This is a genomic window from Klebsiella africana (assembly GCF_020526085.1).
Classification (GTDB): Bacteria; Pseudomonadota; Gammaproteobacteria; order Enterobacterales; family Enterobacteriaceae; genus Klebsiella; species Klebsiella africana.
Map to the genome: position 1 here is coordinate 1 of NZ_CP084875.1, position 18,742 is coordinate 18,742.

The 18,742-nt window shown below is 44.6% G+C and carries 28 protein-coding genes and 1 pseudogene; all 29 read left to right on the plus strand.

The window, feature by feature from the left end; all coding sequences use genetic code 11:
• The 29 genes and pseudogenes from LGL98_RS25155 to LGL98_RS25295 all read left to right on the plus strand — a co-directional run bounded on the left by LGL98_RS25155 (window position 1) and on the right by LGL98_RS25295 (window position 18,658).
• Window positions 1-1,089, plus strand: a complete 1,089-nt coding sequence (locus LGL98_RS25155) for a RepB family plasmid replication initiator protein (protein ID WP_004181841.1) — start codon at window positions 1-3, stop codon at window positions 1,087-1,089.
• A gap of 2,035 nt (window positions 1,090-3,124) precedes the next feature.
• Window positions 3,125-3,655, plus strand: a complete 531-nt coding sequence (locus tag LGL98_RS25160; protein ID WP_004026440.1) for a hypothetical protein — start codon at window positions 3,125-3,127, stop codon at window positions 3,653-3,655.
• Between the two features lie 77 nt (window positions 3,656-3,732).
• Window positions 3,733-3,939, plus strand: a complete 207-nt coding sequence (locus tag LGL98_RS25165; protein WP_004026437.1) for a hypothetical protein — start codon at window positions 3,733-3,735, stop codon at window positions 3,937-3,939.
• Between the two features lie 82 nt (window positions 3,940-4,021).
• A complete protein-coding gene (locus LGL98_RS25170; protein ID WP_226651962.1) occupies window positions 4,022-4,501 on the plus strand; it encodes a hypothetical protein in 480 nt (159 codons plus the stop codon).
• Window positions 4,502-4,542: 41 nt separating this feature from the next.
• Complete coding sequence (locus LGL98_RS25175) at window positions 4,543-4,926, plus strand: hypothetical protein (RefSeq protein ID WP_123600091.1); 384 nt, start codon at window positions 4,543-4,545, stop codon at window positions 4,924-4,926.
• A gap of 53 nt (window positions 4,927-4,979) precedes the next feature.
• On the plus strand, window positions 4,980-5,561 hold the full coding sequence (locus LGL98_RS25180) for a hypothetical protein (protein ID WP_024198086.1): 582 nt from the start codon (window positions 4,980-4,982) through the stop codon (window positions 5,559-5,561).
• A gap of 16 nt (window positions 5,562-5,577) precedes the next feature.
• Window positions 5,578-5,871, plus strand: a complete 294-nt coding sequence (locus tag LGL98_RS25185) for a hypothetical protein (RefSeq protein ID WP_024198085.1) — start codon at window positions 5,578-5,580, stop codon at window positions 5,869-5,871.
• Window positions 5,872-5,908: 37 nt separating this feature from the next.
• Entirely contained in the window at window positions 5,909-6,490 is a 582-nt protein-coding gene (locus tag LGL98_RS25190; RefSeq protein ID WP_004026428.1) for a DUF6012 family protein, read from the plus strand.
• A gap of 387 nt (window positions 6,491-6,877) precedes the next feature.
• Window positions 6,878-7,747: a DUF4942 domain-containing protein gene (locus tag LGL98_RS25195; protein WP_004026418.1), complete on the plus strand. Its 870-nt coding sequence runs from the start codon at window positions 6,878-6,880 to the stop codon at window positions 7,745-7,747.
• Window positions 7,748-7,800: 53 nt separating this feature from the next.
• Complete coding sequence (locus tag LGL98_RS25200) at window positions 7,801-8,121, plus strand: DUF5983 family protein (protein ID WP_004026417.1); 321 nt, start codon at window positions 7,801-7,803, stop codon at window positions 8,119-8,121.
• Between the two features lie 80 nt (window positions 8,122-8,201).
• Window positions 8,202-8,516, plus strand: a complete 315-nt coding sequence (locus LGL98_RS25205) for a hypothetical protein (RefSeq protein ID WP_004026416.1) — start codon at window positions 8,202-8,204, stop codon at window positions 8,514-8,516.
• A 120-nt stretch (window positions 8,517-8,636) separates the two neighbouring features.
• The gene (locus LGL98_RS25210) at window positions 8,637-8,888 is read left to right on the plus strand and encodes a hypothetical protein (RefSeq protein WP_065810716.1); all 252 of its coding nucleotides are present in this window, start codon (window positions 8,637-8,639) and stop codon (window positions 8,886-8,888) included.
• A gap of 164 nt (window positions 8,889-9,052) precedes the next feature.
• Entirely contained in the window at window positions 9,053-9,271 is a 219-nt protein-coding gene (locus LGL98_RS25215; protein ID WP_004026415.1) for a hypothetical protein, read from the plus strand.
• Window positions 9,272-9,364: 93 nt separating this feature from the next.
• Window positions 9,365-9,862: a hypothetical protein gene (locus LGL98_RS25220; RefSeq protein ID WP_065810717.1), complete on the plus strand. Its 498-nt coding sequence runs from the start codon at window positions 9,365-9,367 to the stop codon at window positions 9,860-9,862.
• Window positions 9,859-10,047 (plus strand): hypothetical protein, encoded by a 189-nt coding sequence (locus LGL98_RS25225; RefSeq protein WP_004026413.1) that lies wholly within the window; start codon window positions 9,859-9,861, stop codon window positions 10,045-10,047. The genes LGL98_RS25220 and LGL98_RS25225 overlap by 4 nt, the downstream gene beginning before the upstream one ends.
• Before the next feature lie 701 nt (window positions 10,048-10,748).
• Window positions 10,749-11,387, plus strand: coding sequence for a hypothetical protein (locus LGL98_RS25230; protein WP_032719474.1), 639 nt, complete (start codon window positions 10,749-10,751; stop codon window positions 11,385-11,387).
• Between the two features lie 342 nt (window positions 11,388-11,729).
• Complete coding sequence (locus LGL98_RS25235; protein ID WP_032719473.1) at window positions 11,730-11,945, plus strand: hypothetical protein; 216 nt, start codon at window positions 11,730-11,732, stop codon at window positions 11,943-11,945.
• A gap of 46 nt (window positions 11,946-11,991) precedes the next feature.
• Window positions 11,992-12,495, plus strand: a complete 504-nt coding sequence (locus LGL98_RS25240; RefSeq protein WP_073545551.1) for a hypothetical protein — start codon at window positions 11,992-11,994, stop codon at window positions 12,493-12,495.
• Between the two features lie 24 nt (window positions 12,496-12,519).
• Window positions 12,520-13,041 carry a DUF262 domain-containing protein gene (locus LGL98_RS25245; protein ID WP_226651964.1) on the plus strand — a complete coding sequence of 174 codons (522 nt, stop codon included), beginning with the start codon at window positions 12,520-12,522 and terminating at the stop codon, window positions 13,039-13,041.
• Window positions 13,038-13,457, plus strand: coding sequence for a phiTE_015 family protein (locus tag LGL98_RS25250; protein ID WP_073545552.1), 420 nt, complete (start codon window positions 13,038-13,040; stop codon window positions 13,455-13,457). The genes LGL98_RS25245 and LGL98_RS25250 overlap by 4 nt, the downstream gene beginning before the upstream one ends.
• Window positions 13,457-13,669 carry a hypothetical protein gene (locus tag LGL98_RS25255; RefSeq protein ID WP_032719471.1) on the plus strand — a complete coding sequence of 71 codons (213 nt, stop codon included), beginning with the start codon at window positions 13,457-13,459 and terminating at the stop codon, window positions 13,667-13,669. The genes LGL98_RS25250 and LGL98_RS25255 overlap by 1 nt, the downstream gene beginning before the upstream one ends.
• Before the next feature lie 526 nt (window positions 13,670-14,195).
• The gene (locus LGL98_RS26290; protein WP_157847297.1) at window positions 14,196-14,531 is read left to right on the plus strand and encodes a hypothetical protein; all 336 of its coding nucleotides are present in this window, start codon (window positions 14,196-14,198) and stop codon (window positions 14,529-14,531) included.
• A 337-nt stretch (window positions 14,532-14,868) separates the two neighbouring features.
• The gene (locus LGL98_RS25265) at window positions 14,869-15,351 is read left to right on the plus strand and encodes a hypothetical protein (RefSeq protein WP_073545566.1); all 483 of its coding nucleotides are present in this window, start codon (window positions 14,869-14,871) and stop codon (window positions 15,349-15,351) included.
• A 419-nt stretch (window positions 15,352-15,770) separates the two neighbouring features.
• A pseudogene (locus LGL98_RS26385) lies at window positions 15,771-16,031 on the plus strand (DUF551 domain-containing protein); the annotation flags it as partial.
• A 2-nt stretch (window positions 16,032-16,033) separates the two neighbouring features.
• Window positions 16,034-16,219, plus strand: coding sequence for a hypothetical protein (locus LGL98_RS25275; protein ID WP_016947069.1), 186 nt, complete (start codon window positions 16,034-16,036; stop codon window positions 16,217-16,219).
• A 269-nt stretch (window positions 16,220-16,488) separates the two neighbouring features.
• Window positions 16,489-16,761: a hypothetical protein gene (locus LGL98_RS25280; protein WP_004026399.1), complete on the plus strand. Its 273-nt coding sequence runs from the start codon at window positions 16,489-16,491 to the stop codon at window positions 16,759-16,761.
• Between the two features lie 63 nt (window positions 16,762-16,824).
• A complete protein-coding gene (locus LGL98_RS25285) occupies window positions 16,825-16,986 on the plus strand; it encodes a hypothetical protein (protein WP_004026397.1) in 162 nt (53 codons plus the stop codon).
• A gap of 544 nt (window positions 16,987-17,530) precedes the next feature.
• Window positions 17,531-17,980 (plus strand): phage tail protein, encoded by a 450-nt coding sequence (locus tag LGL98_RS25290; RefSeq protein WP_073545554.1) that lies wholly within the window; start codon window positions 17,531-17,533, stop codon window positions 17,978-17,980.
• A 69-nt stretch (window positions 17,981-18,049) separates the two neighbouring features.
• A complete protein-coding gene (locus tag LGL98_RS25295) occupies window positions 18,050-18,658 on the plus strand; it encodes a polyamine aminopropyltransferase (RefSeq protein WP_032719463.1) in 609 nt (202 codons plus the stop codon).
• Window positions 18,659-18,742: the final 84 nt, after the last annotated feature.

The following is an 18,742-nucleotide window of genomic DNA, read 5'->3' on the forward strand; positions in this document are numbered from 1 at the left end:
ATGACTGTGAACAAGAAAACGGAAAAAATTAACAATGAAATCAAAGAACAAGCCGCATTCTCATTCAATGTCGTAGGGGGTACGGGTAAAGTTACTAACTTTACCCCTGGTAACAATGGTACCGTTCAACCTGTTGCTTTGTTGAGGCTTGGGGTATTTGTCCCGGCCCCTCCGGGCGTAGCAAAGAAAAACCTCCCAGAGGGTTTGGTTACGATGGATGTGTCACGCGATTTACAGCATATGCAGATCGCATCCAGTGAAGGCTACAAAGAAATATCGCTATCCAGCCCTCGTCTTGATATGGGGACAGATTTCCGTGTATGGCTTGGTATAGTCCGTTCTTTACATGACCATGGCCATTACTCAGGAAGGATTAAGCTTCCTTTTAGCACCTTCCTTAAAAATTGTGGGTTTGACCCCTCGAGGTCGAATAAGCCCATGAAACAACGTATCGATGCTTCGATGATTAAACTGAAAATGGTCACTTTTCAGTTCCGCAATGAAGATTCAACCCTCACGACCGGCCTCATTAACTGGGCACGGTACAACATAAAAACCAATGAGATTGAGATAGAGGGAGATCCCCGGATTCAGGAGCTCTATCAGATTGACTATAAGGTTTATCTTCGCCTTAAGGCTCTTGATAACCTGCAAAGGAAAGAGTCCGCCCAGGCCTTGTATACCTACCTCGCCAGCCTACCTAAAGACCCCGCACCAATCTCAATGAAACGCTTTCGCGACCGTTTACGGCTAACGTCCCCAGTAGCCTCTCAGAACATGATCATTCGCCGTTCGTTGAAGGAACTTGAGCAAATCGGTTACTTGCAATACAGAGAAGAGAAGATTGGTCGGTCAATAAAGTTCCACATACTTAAACGAAGTCCCTCGCTGGATGCCAAAAAGACCATCCTGGTCCCGGCTGCACATAACCCAGCTGATGACGATGCACTGATACATAAACTTAAAATGCTGAAGGCTGCAGGTTACTCAGAAACTGAGATTGCTGGCGTTCTGGATGCCCTCGATAAGTTGCAGAGGGAAGGAAAACCGGAATCCGAAGTCGAAGATGCCGATTTTGAGGAGCTTTAAGGTAGCAGCATTCAGGAAATCAGGCGTACAAAAGAGGGGGATGACTCTCTGGAAGAATAGTCCCCTTATCGAAAAGTAACTTTTATCGCTGTTGCTGCACTTTTAACTACACGTCCATTGTTGCCTCTCTACACGAAAACACAGTAACTATCTGATACTACAGCAAATAAACTTCATTCAAGACAAGTTCAATCAGAAACATTAACGGTCGTATGTTGTCATTCGTATCCGACCTCTCAAGCTCAAAACATTAACCGTCGTACGTTCCTATGGACGTGCAAAGCCCGCAGATTGTCACTTTAATCTGAAAGAATTAACGGTTGTACGTTCACAGTATCAGGGTAACCCCAGAAAGATAGTGGCGTTTTACACTATAAAACAATTACTTAAGAGCTATTCAAGTAGGTTGGCATGGTTAGATAGCTGTTGTGCTCATCCTTTGAAAAGTGAAAAGATTAACCGTCGTACGTATCACCATGCATTTTTACAGGGATGCGAACTTACCGTTAGTTGCGATGTTTGTTACCTCGTAAGCCATCGAGTGAGCCCAGTTCAACGGGGCCTTATGTTGCATGCTAAGTGTCGATTATCGTAAAGCTACTCTCCGGTTTTACTTTCTGGTCACAACGCAACTTTGAGAAAGTTACTTTTATGCCGGAAGTGTTCTATGCGTTGTGCGGTTCTGGTTCCAGGACAACGCTTGTATGCTCGTTCGTTCTAAGAGATCGCTTTGCCCAGGTAAATAACCAGGACGGAAAGTTACTTTTGTCGATAAACCCTGTTCGGAATTGGTTTCGCCAGGTGTAAGCAAGAGCCTATAGATGAAGAGAGGGACAGAGTGGAACGAAGGCAATTTTCTTTGTGCATCCGTTCGTACATCTGGCCTACTCTGACCTCCAGCACTGACGCAAGGTTTATCGCAATCAAAAGTAACTTTGTTAAACAACCTCACCAGATTTGCTCCGGTAATCCGTTGCTAATCACAGGCAGGACAATTTTACAGAGTCAGCGAATCATTTTTCGTAACTAAGGAACGTTTTTTGGGGATGTAAACAAAAAAATGTCATTACATATCAATGCTGTATAAATAAACAGTGTGACAACATAACTGCGGCTGTTTTTTGACCGATGGGAGGGGTGGGGGGGACGAGGAAAAGAGGGCAGCGTCTAAGGCATAGTTATGGTTTTGACCGTATGTCTCTAATGAGTCGCATAAAGTTTAAAAAGAGATGAGAAGACTACATCATAAATATGAAGCATATTCCTCTTAGAGATATCTGTGTTGTGGGGGGATGAGCTGTTGTTTATGACCATGCTGTACTCCCGTAAAAGTCACTTTTCCGCTTTTCTCACTGTTGTCGGTACACTAGTCATTTTTATACTTGCACCGGCACCCTACACATTTGTGCTGGTGGGCCATATCGAGACCAGAACAACATGATCAATCACTCACGCCTCAGTCACCCTCTGTAGCTCTTTCCGTAATTATTGGATGTTTATGATATATATAATGTTTTTTGGACGGAATTCTTAAATAGGGGCTTTACACAACGTTTCAATCTGTATAATTGTTCCTGCCAGACACGAATACATTAGGGGTTTTAACTGCATATGGGTGAACGTGGAAGTTGCCGAAGAAATCGAAGCCTACGCTGCTTGCCCTGCTATGAAAAAAACTGGCACCGTTTAAGGGCGGGTCTGGATCATAACGGATGGGGAGATGTATCAGTACTCGCAACTAAAGGTACAGGTTATATGTGTAAATGCAGGCAGTGCGGGCACGAATACATATCCTATTCCCTGGCTGCACGCCGCCAGTTTCAGTACCAGATAAACAGAAAATTCGCCGTATCCAGCATGCAGGAAAATAAATTTTATTCAAAAGACAATTTATCGTCTTAAGCCAGAATCTCCACTGCATATCAGGATACACTTCAAGTATATGGTGGTTATGTATGGAAGAGTGAATTATGTTTCGGACAAGCAGAAGATATCTGGTTAGAAAGATAATCAAAAATTAAGGCAGGTCAGAGTAATGAAATCCTCTATTCCACCGATTCTGTATGGAAGAAATATATCCGATATTTCGGAGAAGCATTTTGCCCCCTGGTTCTGTCATGACGATCAATACCCTGCTTTGGTGCTGGCTTCAACGAAGATAGTTCCGGAGTCACCTTCCCAGGACTGGTTCCTTGGCGAAGAACAATGCGGAGGCCACAGTTGTAACCAGTTCCCGGCAGCGGTTTTACCATTGCAGATCATGCCTCAAAAACATGGGGTGCTGGAGAGCATTGCAGATGAGGCATTTGAGCCACGCTCGCTCGATTATTTTAACTGCGCGGGCGACGAGGAACAGAAGCGGGTACGGCTGAATTATCAGTCATACGTTATTTCTCTCGGGTTAACCTGCTCGGATGAAAATGCTCTCCTGTTGACACAGGCGCTATACCCCCTGGATGCGACTGACGCCAATCTCAGGGCCTTAACCACAGAACAGACCGATCTCAGAAGCCTTAATGTCACCACTGGGCTGGTCCTTTTTGTAGTGGGGGTGAACTGCGACTAGGAGAGAGAAGTAAAGGATAGTGTCATTACTATGCCACAGGCACAAATTAACCAATAAAAGTCACTTTTGAGGTAGAAATGAAAAACATTAAACGGGAAGCATTACTGGTACCCATCATCGGGCTGTTGATCCTCTCCTACCACATGGGCTATTTCCTTTCGGACTGGCCTTTCTGGCAGGTATACGCCATCCTGGCGCTGGCCTACTTTGCTGGTCGTTTTGGACTGAAAAAAAGGGCGTCTTCTAAAGACGAACCTCAGGAAGGCAAGACTACCGGTCAGTAAAGCATTACGTGTACTGGCCTGTTCCACTCTCTACATACAGGCCACTCAGTCAATTTACGGAAAACCATAAAAGGAAAACACCATGAGTAACATGACCGTGTCGTTTTACAGCAAAAAGCATCATGACACCGTAGCAAGCGCTATTAAGGCCCGTGCAACATCATCAATTGAGCTGCTCTGTTCTCCTACGCTGAATCAGCTTCTGGATCTGACAAATTCAATCTGCCAGTGCGCAGGTATTGAAAATCAGGTTGGCATTTTTGTTGCCGACTCAGACACTGACGAATCCGCTCCCGGTGAACAGGTATCTAATAACCATGCTGTCTGGCTATATAACCAGAAACGGCATAATGCTGCCCGTGATGCGATAGTGAAGAAAGACATTACGGAAGTGAAGATTGATGAGCCGCTGACGCTTAATGAGCTTATGGCGATCATCGATGTGGTCAGCCGTTGTGCAGGTATTGATGATGACGTAGTCGGTATTGCCGAGCCGATGATGACGGTTATTGATACTGGACATTCCGGGCAATCTACAGCTCAGGAATTGATGCTGCATTAATAAAACTCACTCGCAAAAGTAACTTTTGCAAGGAGGTGTTTATGCTGTTTCGGAAACTGGTGTTGTTGGGAGGGGCCTGTACCTTACTTTTGGCCTATCACGGTGGTTATTGGCTTAGCGACTGGCCGTGGTTGTTTTATTATGCGTTGATCTCATGGTGGTTTGCATTTAGCTGGTATATTTTCATTACCCCTAAAGCAGCTTCTGTTCCGGGAAAGAATAAGAAAAAGGAAAAATCATTGCCTATCGTTAGTCAATCTCCGACTCACCGGTATAAACAGACTGATAGTGATGATTCTTCACTGATTTTACACAGCATTTATTACTCATCAATAAGCAACGTTCAGTCGGATAGTATCGTTAATAATGGAGCAGATTGTAGTTATTCGGACTCGACAGATTCAGGTTGCAGTGGGGGTGATTAAAAGTCATGGATAAATAATTACTATTTTTACAAAAAAGTTGATGAGGAGGAGATATGGTACACACAGGAATAACCGATCACGCCAGACTCAGACTTATGCAGCGATCTAGACTTCCTCTGCATGTGCTCACTGATATGATCGACAAAAGGGAATATGTTGATTTGGGTTCGAAACCCGGGATATTAAAAGAACACATTCTGATTTACAGTCGACTGGATGAGAGGTGGTACGTTCTAATCAGGGACATAATATCAGGATGTATCGTTACGGTGTTACCAGAAAACTTCCATGATTCTTCATTTATAAAAATTAAAGAATCAGATAAGAAATCTGCTTATGATTTAGCAAATAAAGTCAGTGCTCCTGGTTCTGAATTTATTAGTATAAATCTATGTTATAATGATTTCGATGGTTATCGACATTCAAAGAAGATTTATTCGATACCACTTTCACAAATTGATGTATCGCAAGATACTTTTTTAAAGTCCAAATTTATCAAATTGCTTAAAAGACAGATTAGGGAAAACATTGCACGAGGGCTTTCATTTGATGAACAGATGATTGAACCTGGTTATACACCGCTCTTCCTGAACGTAAAGTTCAGCCCGGATACGTACAAAATACTCTATTTTTGAATGCAGGAGCATCTGAATGTCTGACAGAACGGTTTTTTTGAATTTCCTATCGCAAGATACGACCCCCTTTATTACTGAGGTTGAAATGCTTATTGGTGGAGTTCCACGAATCATGTATCCAGATGGCACGGAACAGTTTGCGGATGATGAAACCGATACACTCCTGATTTACTCCCCTCGACTGACCGAAATTGAACTTGAAGCTTTTTGCGAATTGAATATTGAGCATTACCGGACTTTTCACGATGCCAATGTAAAGCAACTGATCAGGGGAGACCGCGTACCATTAACACCATTCTGGGCAGAATAAACTTAGCTGCTGGGACTACAGCTTTTTTGGGGGGATCATGTATCTGCATCTTGTTCCAACGCTATACCACACCATTTCAAATAAATGCCGACTTGAATCAGTGACGATCCCGGAACTGGAGTTTGAGATTAAAGGTGATGCCCTTTCATGCGGAAGACCGTTTCCTAATAAACGGCTTACTGTGGGTATGCAAAAAAATCGTAAAGCCATGGTTGGCTTACTTCTTGAGTATGAAAAGAAAGTAAGTCATTTTACAACGCAATATAAATGGTACATAGGAGACATTGGTTTTGTTCAGCACAATATTAAAACTATAGTGATGGATTCTGAATTTGACCTTATTTCACAATATATAGGCTTGAATATTGGTCTTGATGAATTTAAACCAAGGCTCCATCCTTCTTATCACAAAGTCGCTCCGGTTAAAATACAACCGATGATGGAATCATATCGAACCGGCGAAGCGGTTAATACTTTGCAGCATGATGTATGGGAGAATAATGTTTTATTGTCCAGAACGGAAACATTGCTCTTGAATACTTTGGAGTCTGACAGGCTTTCCAGATACAGTATTTTAACCGACAGGCTTCCCCAGCCAGACTCTGCAATTTGCATTTGAAAATTCTAAATGCAGCTCCGGTTTAGTTCCGGGGCTTTTTTTCAACAAGACATTCTTAACTATTCTTGCAAGTTCTGTTATAGGAATCCTGAAATACAATCAGAAAATGTATGGTGCATGTAATTTACGTTTTTACGGTTTGTTTCAGTCTAATATCCTTCATAATTACTAAATGATTTTGGCTTAAGTTTCAGTCTTTTTTAATACCCTTTGTAAACACTGGAGCATTATGAATTATAGTCTTTCGATCCAGAATGTCAGGCCCTGAGAAAGTTACTTTTTTTGGGGGAATTTAAAAGATGGGGGTTGATGAAGAGGTAAAAAAAGGTATCCTGGTTTCAACGAAGAAAGATTTTTCGTCCTAACCTTTTCTTTCAGGGAGTTTCTATGTCCATCGAAAATACATTGATTGATGAATTAAACACATCAGAGAACACAGGAGATATTATTCCTTCTGTACCTATTGATTTAATCATTGCTCAACGTACTGCTGGCATTGCGGCGTTTATGGAAGGTTTAGAGAAACTCAGAGAAGCAGAATTGTTGTTCGCAGCTGCTGCTGAAAAGGATTGGTTCTCAGGGCTGGATGAGATTGTGGCGTCAGGTAGGCGTTGCCGCAAAGAAAATGAAATAGAGGCTTTACGCCGCAGGGTGGCTCGTTGTGTTGATAGCAGTATCTGGACGCGCCTGATGACCCAGACAGGGATGTTTACGTTTATGAGTAGTGAGCAACATGATAAATGGACTGACCAGGTATACAGTGAAGAATGCCCTGAAGTTACTCTGGACAATGTCATCAGTACGTTTCAGCATCTTCATGCCTCAAAGAACGAAACATTTGTAACTGGTATTATTGACGTTTTCCGTAAGCTGTCCTGGGACTACAAAACAAATAATCCTTGCCGTCTGGGCAAGAAAATTATACTCGAAGGTGTTTTATCCATAAATGTCTCGCGAAATCGATACGCTTCGGTCAGGACTAATGCGCAGAACTGGATTAATGATCTCGCCCGTGCTTTCTGCCTTATCGACAAGAAAAACGTTCCAGATTCACGGATAGCGGAAGGGAGCCAGTACAGGGATTTTATCAACTTAAACAGTTATACGTTAAACGGTGTGTTTACCTGTGAGTGGTTCACTATTAAATCTTTCTGGAAAGGGTCCGCTCATGTGACGTTCACACGTCCAGACCTCGTTGACAAAATTAATGAGATTGTGGCCAGTAGATACCCTGATGCTTTACCATCCAGAGTATGACAATTAATTCTAACTTTATACCCGTGCACTACTATTTATAGAGGTAACATGACATGGCTATTGAAATTAAAGAACGCTATACCACTGCTGTTATCAGCACAGCTCACATTTCTAAAGATGATGCAGTGTTATTAACTGAAGCCAGCTATAATCCTCGTTCTGAAAGTGGTCGTAACTGGATTCATGCAAATGAATATGGTTACATTATTCGGATAACTTGTGATAATCAGGAATGGAAACAACATTTACGTGATGATGGTATCTCCTGGCCTACAATCGAAAATATCGAAAAAGTACTTAACGCAGGGTTCGAATGTGTTCACTTTGATCGTGACGCGGATATTGTGGATGAACTTATTGCGTGGGACTGGTAACAATTCTTTACCAGGACCTAACAACCTGTCGTGGCGGGGCCTATATATAAGACGTAAAGCAGAAAATCAAGGAGTCGCAAATGGGCATAGAAAACGGAAATAGTTCGGTACAGCAAGATGTTCCTGCAACCGACAATGACGTTCGACATGAAGTGATTGTCACCGGCTGTGTGACAAAATATGGCAGAGGGATTCATTTCTGTAATGATGAGCTCCTAAGTGGTGCTAATCATAATCTCTGGTTCCCGTTGAGCTCTGAGGAAGACTGGTTTTCTGGCATTGAGCGCGTGCTGATGATGAATGGACTGGCGGAGAATGTCGTCAAACTTAGCCCTCTTAATGACGGGAAAGATTATCACGACTGGAAAGTGACGTATAACCGCCGGAACGTCTGACTACCTGGAAAGTAACTTTTTACCTTTTTATAACTGTGTGCGGGTTCAATAGCGCTATTAAGCTGGACGCATTTTTTTTGAAATAACATTGTTAATATCATGAATGCCGAGGGAGTTTTAATGTTTAACCAAACTGAAAAGTCTATTGCCCAGATTGCGGAATATATTCCCCGTGCCTGTCGTGATATGAAGTTAAAAGAAGCCAAGGCACGGCTTGCAACAAAAATCGCACTTTATATTACTGATGGCAGTGATGCCGAGGTGCTTAATGCAACCTTCGCTCGTGCACTTAACAGCCACACCCGGGAGGCGTTCTTTTCTAACGTATCTGCATCTATTTATTATAAGGATCCATCATTACAATCAAAGTAAACATAATCACATAATTAATGTCATGCTTTATTACATTGCTGCTAAGTGCTCCAGTGATTATGAATTAATGATAAATAGGGTGTTTAGAGGGGTTGACTGGAAGTTCTAAGTTGCTATCCTGGTGATTAATGAGAATAAAATTTACTGGTAACGGAGGCTAATAAATGGCCACTCACATTCGTAATTTTGGCTGGAACCGGGTAAAGCTTTCGACGCTCACATACGACCAGTTAGAACAACTAAAAAAGAAAGTTGAAGAAGAACACGCCTGTAATAATGGGATCTTCCTTTATGACAAGGCTGGGTTGAAAAAACTGGATGCTTTGAGCTGGGCTGTATATCACAAAATGAAAGCAGACAAAAAGTCCGGCCAGGTAAGTTAATTTGTCTGTCATAAAACTACATCCACTTCTTGCCGGACATAGCCTGAAAATTTCTGCAAATCTAGTGTGAAGTTCTTTTTGAGGAAGCGTTGTATGAAATTTTCCAGATTCTTTGAGCTGATAACTGCCATCTGGGCAAACAAAATCAACCAGCGCCGCGATCCTGAAGTCACGATCATCATCCACTCTCCGGGAAGTGTCGGAGTTACTCCATCAGTAGAAGTCGAGTCCATCGAGGCCGGGTTCGACTGGAGTGCCGGTCAGGTGTTGATTTACCCGGCACAGCCATTGACCACGCTTACGCCAGACCAGGTAGCAGACATAACCACCAGCGTGCGCAAAGGCCAGTCCTGGCATGCCTATGAGGCTTACAAGAAGCATAAAGCCGAAATAGCTACCGCCGCGACTGAGTATTCGAAAGTAGCAGGACAACGTGATGAATTATTGATAGCCCTTGAAGCCCTTTCTGCTGCTTGCGACACCGGCGAACGTGACCGGGATGGAAAGCAAAGCGGAGTAGTTATTCCTGACAAACATGCTGTATGGGCTGCGCGTGAAGCCATCGCCCGCGTCAAAGGTGGTATAGTATGAAAACTGATATCACCGCACTGCCACCCAAAATCAACAATGGCGTACTCCGGCGATTAAATGCTCAGCGCGGGCAAAGAAATGGCAGAGGCGGAAGATATAAGCGTTTCCCATCAGTTCAAAATATAAACGATTGGGTCGTGGAACGTTTGATTTCAGAAATTATCGCAGAGAGCAGAGATGACTGATTTCACCGAACTGACACAGTCAGAAATAAACGGTGCTTTGTCTCAGCTAAAGCAACTCAGCGAGTACCCCATACCCGTCACTCAATTCGCACGGATTTTTCCCAATATATTTTAAATATGGTGGGGGCAAAGAAGAAGGCTAATTCAGTAATGAGTGCGGTCGTAACCGCAACTCGCTTCCGGAGAGTCAGACCCTTCGATGGAGATGAGTAATGGCTAAGCGCGATTTTTACCCAACTGGTGCGACATGCTGGCAGGGCGGGAGTTGCACACGCAGGGGGATCACACGTCGTCATCGTTATGTCACTGGTGGGGATGGACGAAAATTCGAATCGTGCCCCTACACTGACGACTGGTACGCACTCGGCGACACGATTGACACCTTTGGAAATCCATACCGGTATAGAATTACTGGTGAGAAGGCCAGAGTTCTTACTCAGTTCTGCATAGACAATTTAAAACATGAGAAATCTGACAATGACAAAATATAACGAGCTTGACTCAAAAATACTGACTAAAATTAGCGGGCATCCAACGCCATTTTCCAGTCTGTACGTCAAAGATGTTGCAGAAGAATGTATCCGACTTGCAACGGAGGAGAATAAACCTGAACCCTTTCGCATTCTCGATCGCCGACTCCAGGCGCTACGTAAAGCTGGTGTAATCCGCAGCACAACTAAGGGATGGGTGAGGGCTAAATCATGACAACAGAAACCTTAAGCAGAGAGTGGTTACAGCATCAAATTTCAGCAATTGAAGGCGCTGGCATCACTGACAGCAACACATTGGCTGCTTTCAAGCTGGCGCTGGCCGCGATGAGTAGCAAGCCGGTAGTGGCGGATGAGGTCGAGCATGTTGCCGCTGTATTAGAGCTTATCGGTAGCTTTGAGGCTACTGATATTGATAGCGACACAGTAGATTTACGTTTTGAGATCGCTGATGTCGACACTGGCTCTGACGTATCCATTACTGAATATGCCGCACGCGGTTCCGCTATTATCCGCATGCTGACTGGCATCTCATCGGAATTACCAGATGGTTACGTTCTGGAGGCGCTGAAGAACACGCAAACCGAGAATGAACTGGCACGAGGCCAGTTAGTCATTCTCCAGCGAACGCTATTAAATCAGCAGAGAAAGATTGCAGAGCTGGAGTCCCGCACCGTGCAGCTGCCGAAACCTAAAGATTCTGACCCGGGTTGGAAAATTGATCCGGAATTTATCAGCAAAGTTCAGAACGCAATAGGGTACGACGACCTATGCGAATGCTGGGAGGGCACTCCTTCAATGGAGCAAGTAGAGGCCGTTCTGCTGGCCGCCGCTGGCATCAAGGATGAATGATGTCACAGACAATCAGATAGAAAGATAGAAAGATAGAAAGTTACTTTCCTTGCTCTCTGTTAGAGATAACCCCGCATAAGCGGGGAGATAGCTCTTTGATAAAGCCAAGCTTCATACTCAACTTTCTTCAGTCATCAGGCTGGTCGCGATAATATATTGTTCTTCGCTCATTATTTACCGTTGTTTATGAACGCTCCATTTTTGCTTTTACTGATGAGTAATTGTGAAACGTCATCAGTAAAAGTAACTTTTACGTGGAACCAGCAATTAGGGGCTTGCACCTGAGTTTCAAAATAGTATCCTGGATTGAAAGAAAAAGGATATTAACCGAGATTATCACTCATGAATGATCCCACAGTAGTCAAAGAATATCGAAAAGCAAAGTTACGTGCTGCTACTAGTGCAATCGAGATAGCCATCATTGCCATGGAAGATTTGATTAACGACTACGATCGCGAAAATACCCATTTTAGCGGGGGGCATCCCAGACAGGGCCATGCAAGTACGTTGCGGCAGATGCAGCAAATTAACAAGGCATTGAAGCGGGGGCGAGTATGACGGATATCACCGAACTTGCACACTCACCGTTTATCAGAGGTCAAAAATGAAAGACCACGAAATTCGAACACTGGTGAACAAACTGCATGAGATAGCTATCCAGTTTCACGGCTCCCAGCAGTTAAGAGAGCAGATAGCTCATACAGTTAGCTCCGCAATTTCCAGACAGGAGAACGATATAGGGACTAACGAACCAATGTTCTACGTAAAAGGTGATGCAGCAATCCGCTTGCTAAAAGGTGAAAGTCGCTATGCGACAATCACTACAGAACCAAAGCCAGGAGACGTATTACCCCTATATATCAGACAGCAATCAGCGCAGACCGCAAGAGCGCCAAAAGGCAAAAGACTTCGTATCGCTGAAGACCGGTACGCTGCATATTTCCCGCAGGAAAGACCGCTTGACGGGGCGCAGCTCATTGCCTGGGATGAAAACGGGAACCTGTTAGGAATCGGTTTCGGCCGCTATACGCGAGAATCTGGGATAGTGATAGTCGTAGGTGGCCAAAAATACGATTCGAATCACGTCATACACTGGGCTTGCCAGTAGACAGCCGTAAAAAGGAAGAAAAAAATGGCGATAAAAAACAGAATACGTGACGCTGAAATATTCCGTGCCCGTACGGGTGAATACCCAATCGATATGTACATTCAGTGGATTAAAAGCGGAGCGCTGAATTTTGGTGCTGAATATCAGCGAGACTATGTCTGGGGCCATCAAGAACAACAAAATTTTTTGCGGGTATTCATTTCAGGGTTTCCAGTTGGTAGTGTAGCGCTGGCAAAAGCGCCAGACTGGGGTGTTAGCGAGAGCCCTTACATAGAGGTGGTCGACGGAAAACAGCGGCTCACAACGTTAAAAATGTTCATAAAGAACGAAATCCCCATCATTATTGATGGAAAAGAAATATTCTGGTTTGAGTTGAGCAGGAGTGAGCAACTGTCTTTTGGTCGACCAACACTAAGCGCTGTAATTCTTGACGACGCGACTGAAAAAGACCGGCTTGCGTATTTCGTTGCGGTCAACTTTACCGGTGTACCTCAAAGCGAAGAACACCGCCAAAAAGTCCTGAAATTGCAGGAGCGTGCAGCATGACTGATATCACCGAACTGGCGAGAGAGCGCCTGAAAGAGAAATTTGATGCGTGGTGGGAGCGCGAGTATAAACATCTCGAATCCTCGAAATATACCGATGCAGTGCCGCATATCAAATACGGTTTCTGGATGGCATATCAGGCCGGTGGCGCTGAGCTGGTAGAGGCGCTGGAGAAGGCGAAGGGGATGGAAGCCTACTGGAAAGTTCAATGCCGTGGGATAACGGACCATTGCGAGGTGTTGCAGGCGCGTATCGCCGAGCTGGAGCCCCGCACCGTGAAGCTGCCAGCTGAAAGATTTTGCCCTGCGGAGTACGCGGGTAGTCAATTATGGTCAGAAACTGAAGTTTGGAATAAGGCGATCACTGCATGTGCTGACGCACTTCGCGCCGATGGCATCAAGGTGGAGGTTGAGTGATGGCTATCACTGAAGGATTCTGCGCGGACCTCTACTGCGACTGTGATGGTTGTCTGTCAGGGAAAATCTATCCGCAGGGGCAGGCTGATTTCATCGGCCGGAATATGACCGACATTTCTCAACAGGCGCGCAAAGCTGGCTGGCGCATAAGCAAAGACCGCCAGCGCTGCTATGCGCCGGGCCACAAAATTTCACGGGGAGCCAACCAATGACCAGCAAATTAACCAGAGATCGCCTGTAGGAAATCGCTGAAGACGGTTTCCTGAAGCATGGCGAAAGCAAAGAGCTGGCCCGCATGGCGCTGGCCGCAATGGAAAATTCGTTGCGGTCAACTTTACTGGTGTACCTCAAAGCGAAGAACATAAACTGCGGGTTACTGCCCTCAGCAAAGGGATGTTATGATTTTGCAGGGCGGCAAGTATGCATACAATCAAGAAAAGTAACTTTTTGCTTATCACTCTACCCCCAAACAACGGGTGTATATTCCACGGAGGGGAATATTCATACACAGCATGTTTACAGACCCTCCTTATATATGACTGTTTAAGGCTTATTATCATTCAGTGTTTTTGGCCTTAATGAGTGTTTTGTTTGTGCTGTTATTATAATAACCGCCATATGTAAAAGAAAATTTCGATTTAAATGAAATTAGGTACTTGCGAAAACGTTTTTAAATAGTATCCTGGCATTATGTTCGTTGTTTTTTTAAGCGGGAAGTATAATTTCGGAGATATGATCATGAGTAATGTATCTGTACCAAAAATTCCTCTATCAAATTTTGAGTGCGTTCATTGCGGTCGCATTTATCATGACGCTGACGTTTGTTCTTCAGACGATTGCCCAGGTAATGACATAGCTATGCCAGAACTTCTGAACCACTGGACAGTGGATGAAGTAGCTGAATGTCTCGATGGGGTGGGGCAAGAACTTTACAGAAAATTATGGTCATATATTGAAGCAACTACTGATGGCGAAGTGCCACTGGCTAAAGTTGCATGGGGTGATTTAACTCGTGAGCAAAAGGTTGAACTGGTCCATGCCATCCAGCAAGAGTTTCCTGACGACGATATTTAATTTTCCCACCAGCGATAATGAAGCTTTCATTTTATCTCATTCCGAAAAAGCAGGTCGAAGGCCTGCTTAATAAAAAATGCTTTTATCATCCGAGGTTTTTTTCGAGTGTTTGCCTTGATTTTTAAAATCATCCACTTAAGTTAATACTTCCACCACACTAGAAAACTTCGCATTTAGTCAACCAACTTTACAGAAGGTTGCCACCTTATAAATCCAGAAAGTTACTTTATAGATGATAAGATAATAGGGGTTGCAGGAACGTTTTAATATGATAACCTGGTTTACAGTGACATGTTTCTACTTTTCTAGAGCGCACGTTCTCATACGGAATATAACCATGAACAATTCATTTGAGTGCAGCAAGAGAACCGATATCACCGAACAACCGCAGAGCCATGATCTACTCATCGCAAACGGAAATGAAACGGCCAATTTGCTACGCCACCTGGCAAATAACGAGATCGACTCCGACTATTTTGCCGTTGTCTCGGAATGCGAAAGCTACGGGCAAGAAACTGACGCAGAGCTTTCAATCACGGAGTTTGCCCTTCGTGCCGCTGGTTACGTTGATGCGCTGGTAGAGTCACTGGAGAAGGCCCTGCAGCGTATTGTTGAGCTGGATAAAGACTGCAGAGTATACGAAAATAACGTAAAAAATCTTCTTGAACGTGCCGGTTCAGCAGAGTCCTCGTGCGCAGAGGCTGCTCGGATTCTTCAAAGTGGTGAGCGCATGGCATTAACTCGCGCCATCACCATTCTGCAGGGCCCTGGCATCTCACATTGTGACGGCGGCATTAAACCAGATGAAGTTAACCTATGACCAAATCAACCATAACCAGAGAGCTCGTCCACTGGCTTCACGATGCTGCAACCGAGTTCGCTTCCACCAAACTGAAAATGACTATGAAGCCTGATGAGGTACTGGCGCTGACTGGCGCTCTATTGGCCTCAATGGATACCGAGCCGGTGGGGTGGACTGACGAGGCCGAGCTGCGTGACGTTGAAAAAGATGGTTGTGGCTATCTGTTCAAGGCCAACCCTATCTCTCCGCACGCTGATCCTCGCCGCGTAATTAAGCTATATCGACACGCGCAGCCAGCGCCGGTAGGCCCGGATGATGTGTCGATATTCGAAGCGGCAATTGAAGAATGTAAAACGTGCGACTCAATTGATGAGCATGCCTGGAATCACGGTGTTTTGGCTGTGATAGCAAAATATGAATCCTGCCGCGCCGCCATGCTCGCAGCTGCCCCGCAGTCACCCGGCAGTGAACCGGCCACCGTGCCGGGTAAATGGATTCCGGTAAGCGAGCGGATGCCGCCAAGTCGTCATGAGGTTTTGGTCGGGCGTTGGTGGGGAGAGAAGCCGCGGTGGTGTTGCAAATGGGCTACGTATATCCCTGGCCACCCTGATTCGCAGAGTAGCGGCTGGTTGATCCCCGGCGCGTCATGGACGCCAACTCACTGGATGCCGCTGCCGGTTGCCCCGCAGGAGGTGTAGTGATGCGCACCATCGAAGAACTTGGCAAACGTGCAGCACTGTTAAAATGGAAGCGTCAGTTTGGCCCTTTCGAAAAATGTCCTGTATGTTACGGTATTCTGACTGGTTGTAAGTTATGTGGTGGTAACGGCAGGGTGATTCAGGAAGATATTGATGCCTGGAAGAACAACATTAAGAATAAATTTTGAGGGTATATAAATTGAGCAATTTACTTGAAAAAGCATTAATGGAACTTTCTGACGGTTCGCGAGAGGAAATGACAGATTTAGCAAGAATAACCCAGCACATGTCTCCTTGCCCCAACTGCCGTGTCTTACTTCCTCCTGATTCTACACAGCATGTTTGTGTTATGGAGGTTATTGCTTTTGAGTAGAGTCGGAAATATATAATTATTGAGAATAATAATTCTGGCTTCCTTTTTTGGTTCTAAAGAGGATCAGTATCTAAAGGATTTTAGATGAAGCTTACTAACGCACAGATCTACACACTACGGCGATTATCCGGCGGGAGTAAATATCAGCTCCGTGGTGACGGAAAAAAGGCACGGGAATGCAGGCCAGGATCTGGGATTTTCACAGATGATTTTTCTGCGCCTTCTATTCCTGTCCTGTTTCGTCTCGGGCTGGTGGACTATGTACATAAGGGGGTGAGAGAACACACCTTGTTTTATGCGGTCACGCTTACCGACACGGGGAAACTAGCCGCTGCCACCATGAATACCAAGGATTGATATTCCACAATAATTTGGTAAGCGGTAAGGAAAAACAGAAAGTCTTGAATGTTTAGGTGGAAGATGAAATTCTCTGTAAAATCAATGAAAACACTACTTGCCAGCCACGGAAAAAAAATGAAATTAACGGGTAGTTTTAAAAACGGCGACCGCTTCTATGCTGTGACAGGGTGGAGTGGCGAATACACCATTAAGGGCATTGCCTGGCAACTGGGATTAGTGTGATTGCTTCATTGACATCATGAATAAGCCCCAAACGGTAGAGTTGAAATGGAACATGATGACTTTTTTTATAAATGTCCAGTGAAAATGCGACGTTTCATGCACCGTTAAGCGAAGCTGTTAACCACCCTGCCAGTAAAATTTGGGCCAATTAACGGCTAACATCTCAATCAAAAGAAAACTATTTTCAGGATGGATTTATCTGGCCGGTCTACATAATGCTTCAGTAATTATGAATTATACCGGCCGCTCCTCAGCGTGATAAATGTTGATTAATTAATTTTGGCGCTTGTGCTATCTGTTTTATTTAATATAATCAACGCAACGCGAATATTTAAAAAGAGGGAAGTGTATGAAACCTTATGGCTTGTCTTATTCTGTAACTGGTTGCACCTGTGCATTATGTCGTTCCCGGGGATACCGTAAAAGTAATGCCTACAGTAGTGTACTACGTGCCGATAAGCATCGCGCACGCCAGGCAGCGAAACGTGACATTAAAAACCTTATTCTTGACTCTTCAAAATCATTCATGAATTAAGGTTAAGTCATGGTAACGGAAAAGGAGTTGATTGAATTTGACCTTCTCAGAAAGGTCGGCAGTCGCTGGAAATACCGTTATTCCATCGGCGCAAAATATCTCTTTGCCAGCAGTAAAGAAAGTGCTGTCGAACAAGCAACACAAGCATTCAGGAAAGCTCGGCCAAGTGAGCTTTTAACCCGTGACGAACGGTATGAGAAAGCAAATCAGGAGGAAATCAGGTTGTCAGACGTTCGCTGGAAACACCTCAGCCTCGACGATTTGTACGCGCTCCTGAACCGGATGAATGGCGATAAGACAACGCTACAGGACGCATCCTCCCGAGAGTTCACAGGAAATGGTGGACGGCGTACGTCAGCTGCCGTGGCTGCTCAGGGAGCCCGTGATACGGCCATCATGTGCGGCTGTCTTGAACGTTACATTGTGTGGCGGCGGCAAAAGACACATTTCAGCGACTGATATTCCTGCAAAAGTAGCCGGTTTGTGGTAATTTCCGATCAGTAACGCTCCGACACTACAGGACTGAAAATGGGAACTCTTTTTTACGATCTCCCTGTTACGGACGGTAAATCCGGATCGTGGACATTGGATACATTCACCATCTCACAGGAGAAAGCGCATGTGCTCTCTCTCAGGGCCGACGTAACAGGCAATCAGAATGAATACATTCCACCTGGTAAGTATCGTCGTCTCTCAAATAATGGCGAAGTCGTCATGTCCAATACACCGATGGAAGTTAACACGTGCATGGAATTTATTGAGCGGGCAACGGGGCGTGTGCTTATCAACGGGCTTGGCCTGGGGATGGTTCTCCATGTCATTTTGCAAAAAAAGGAAGTGACCCACGTAACCGTTATTGAAAAAGAGCAAGACGTTATCAACCTTGTCGCTCCGGCCTTTATAGATGATAAGCGTGTGGACATTATCTGTGCAGATGCCATGACGTACCAACCACCCGCAGGGGTTACTTATGATGTATGCTGGCATGATATATGGACGTATTTTTCAGCGGAAAATCTTCAAGCGATGGAGAACCTTGAGAGAAAGTACCTTTTTCTTTGCAAGTGGCAGGCATCCTGGGGAATGCAGGAATGCTTGAATGCATTTATTAATTCCAGGCATCAATCTGACGCCTGAATGTATAAATGTATATTATGAGTGCCGCATAAACAGTGGCTTAAAATGTAATGGCAAGCATGAGAGTTATTTTCCTGAAAAATA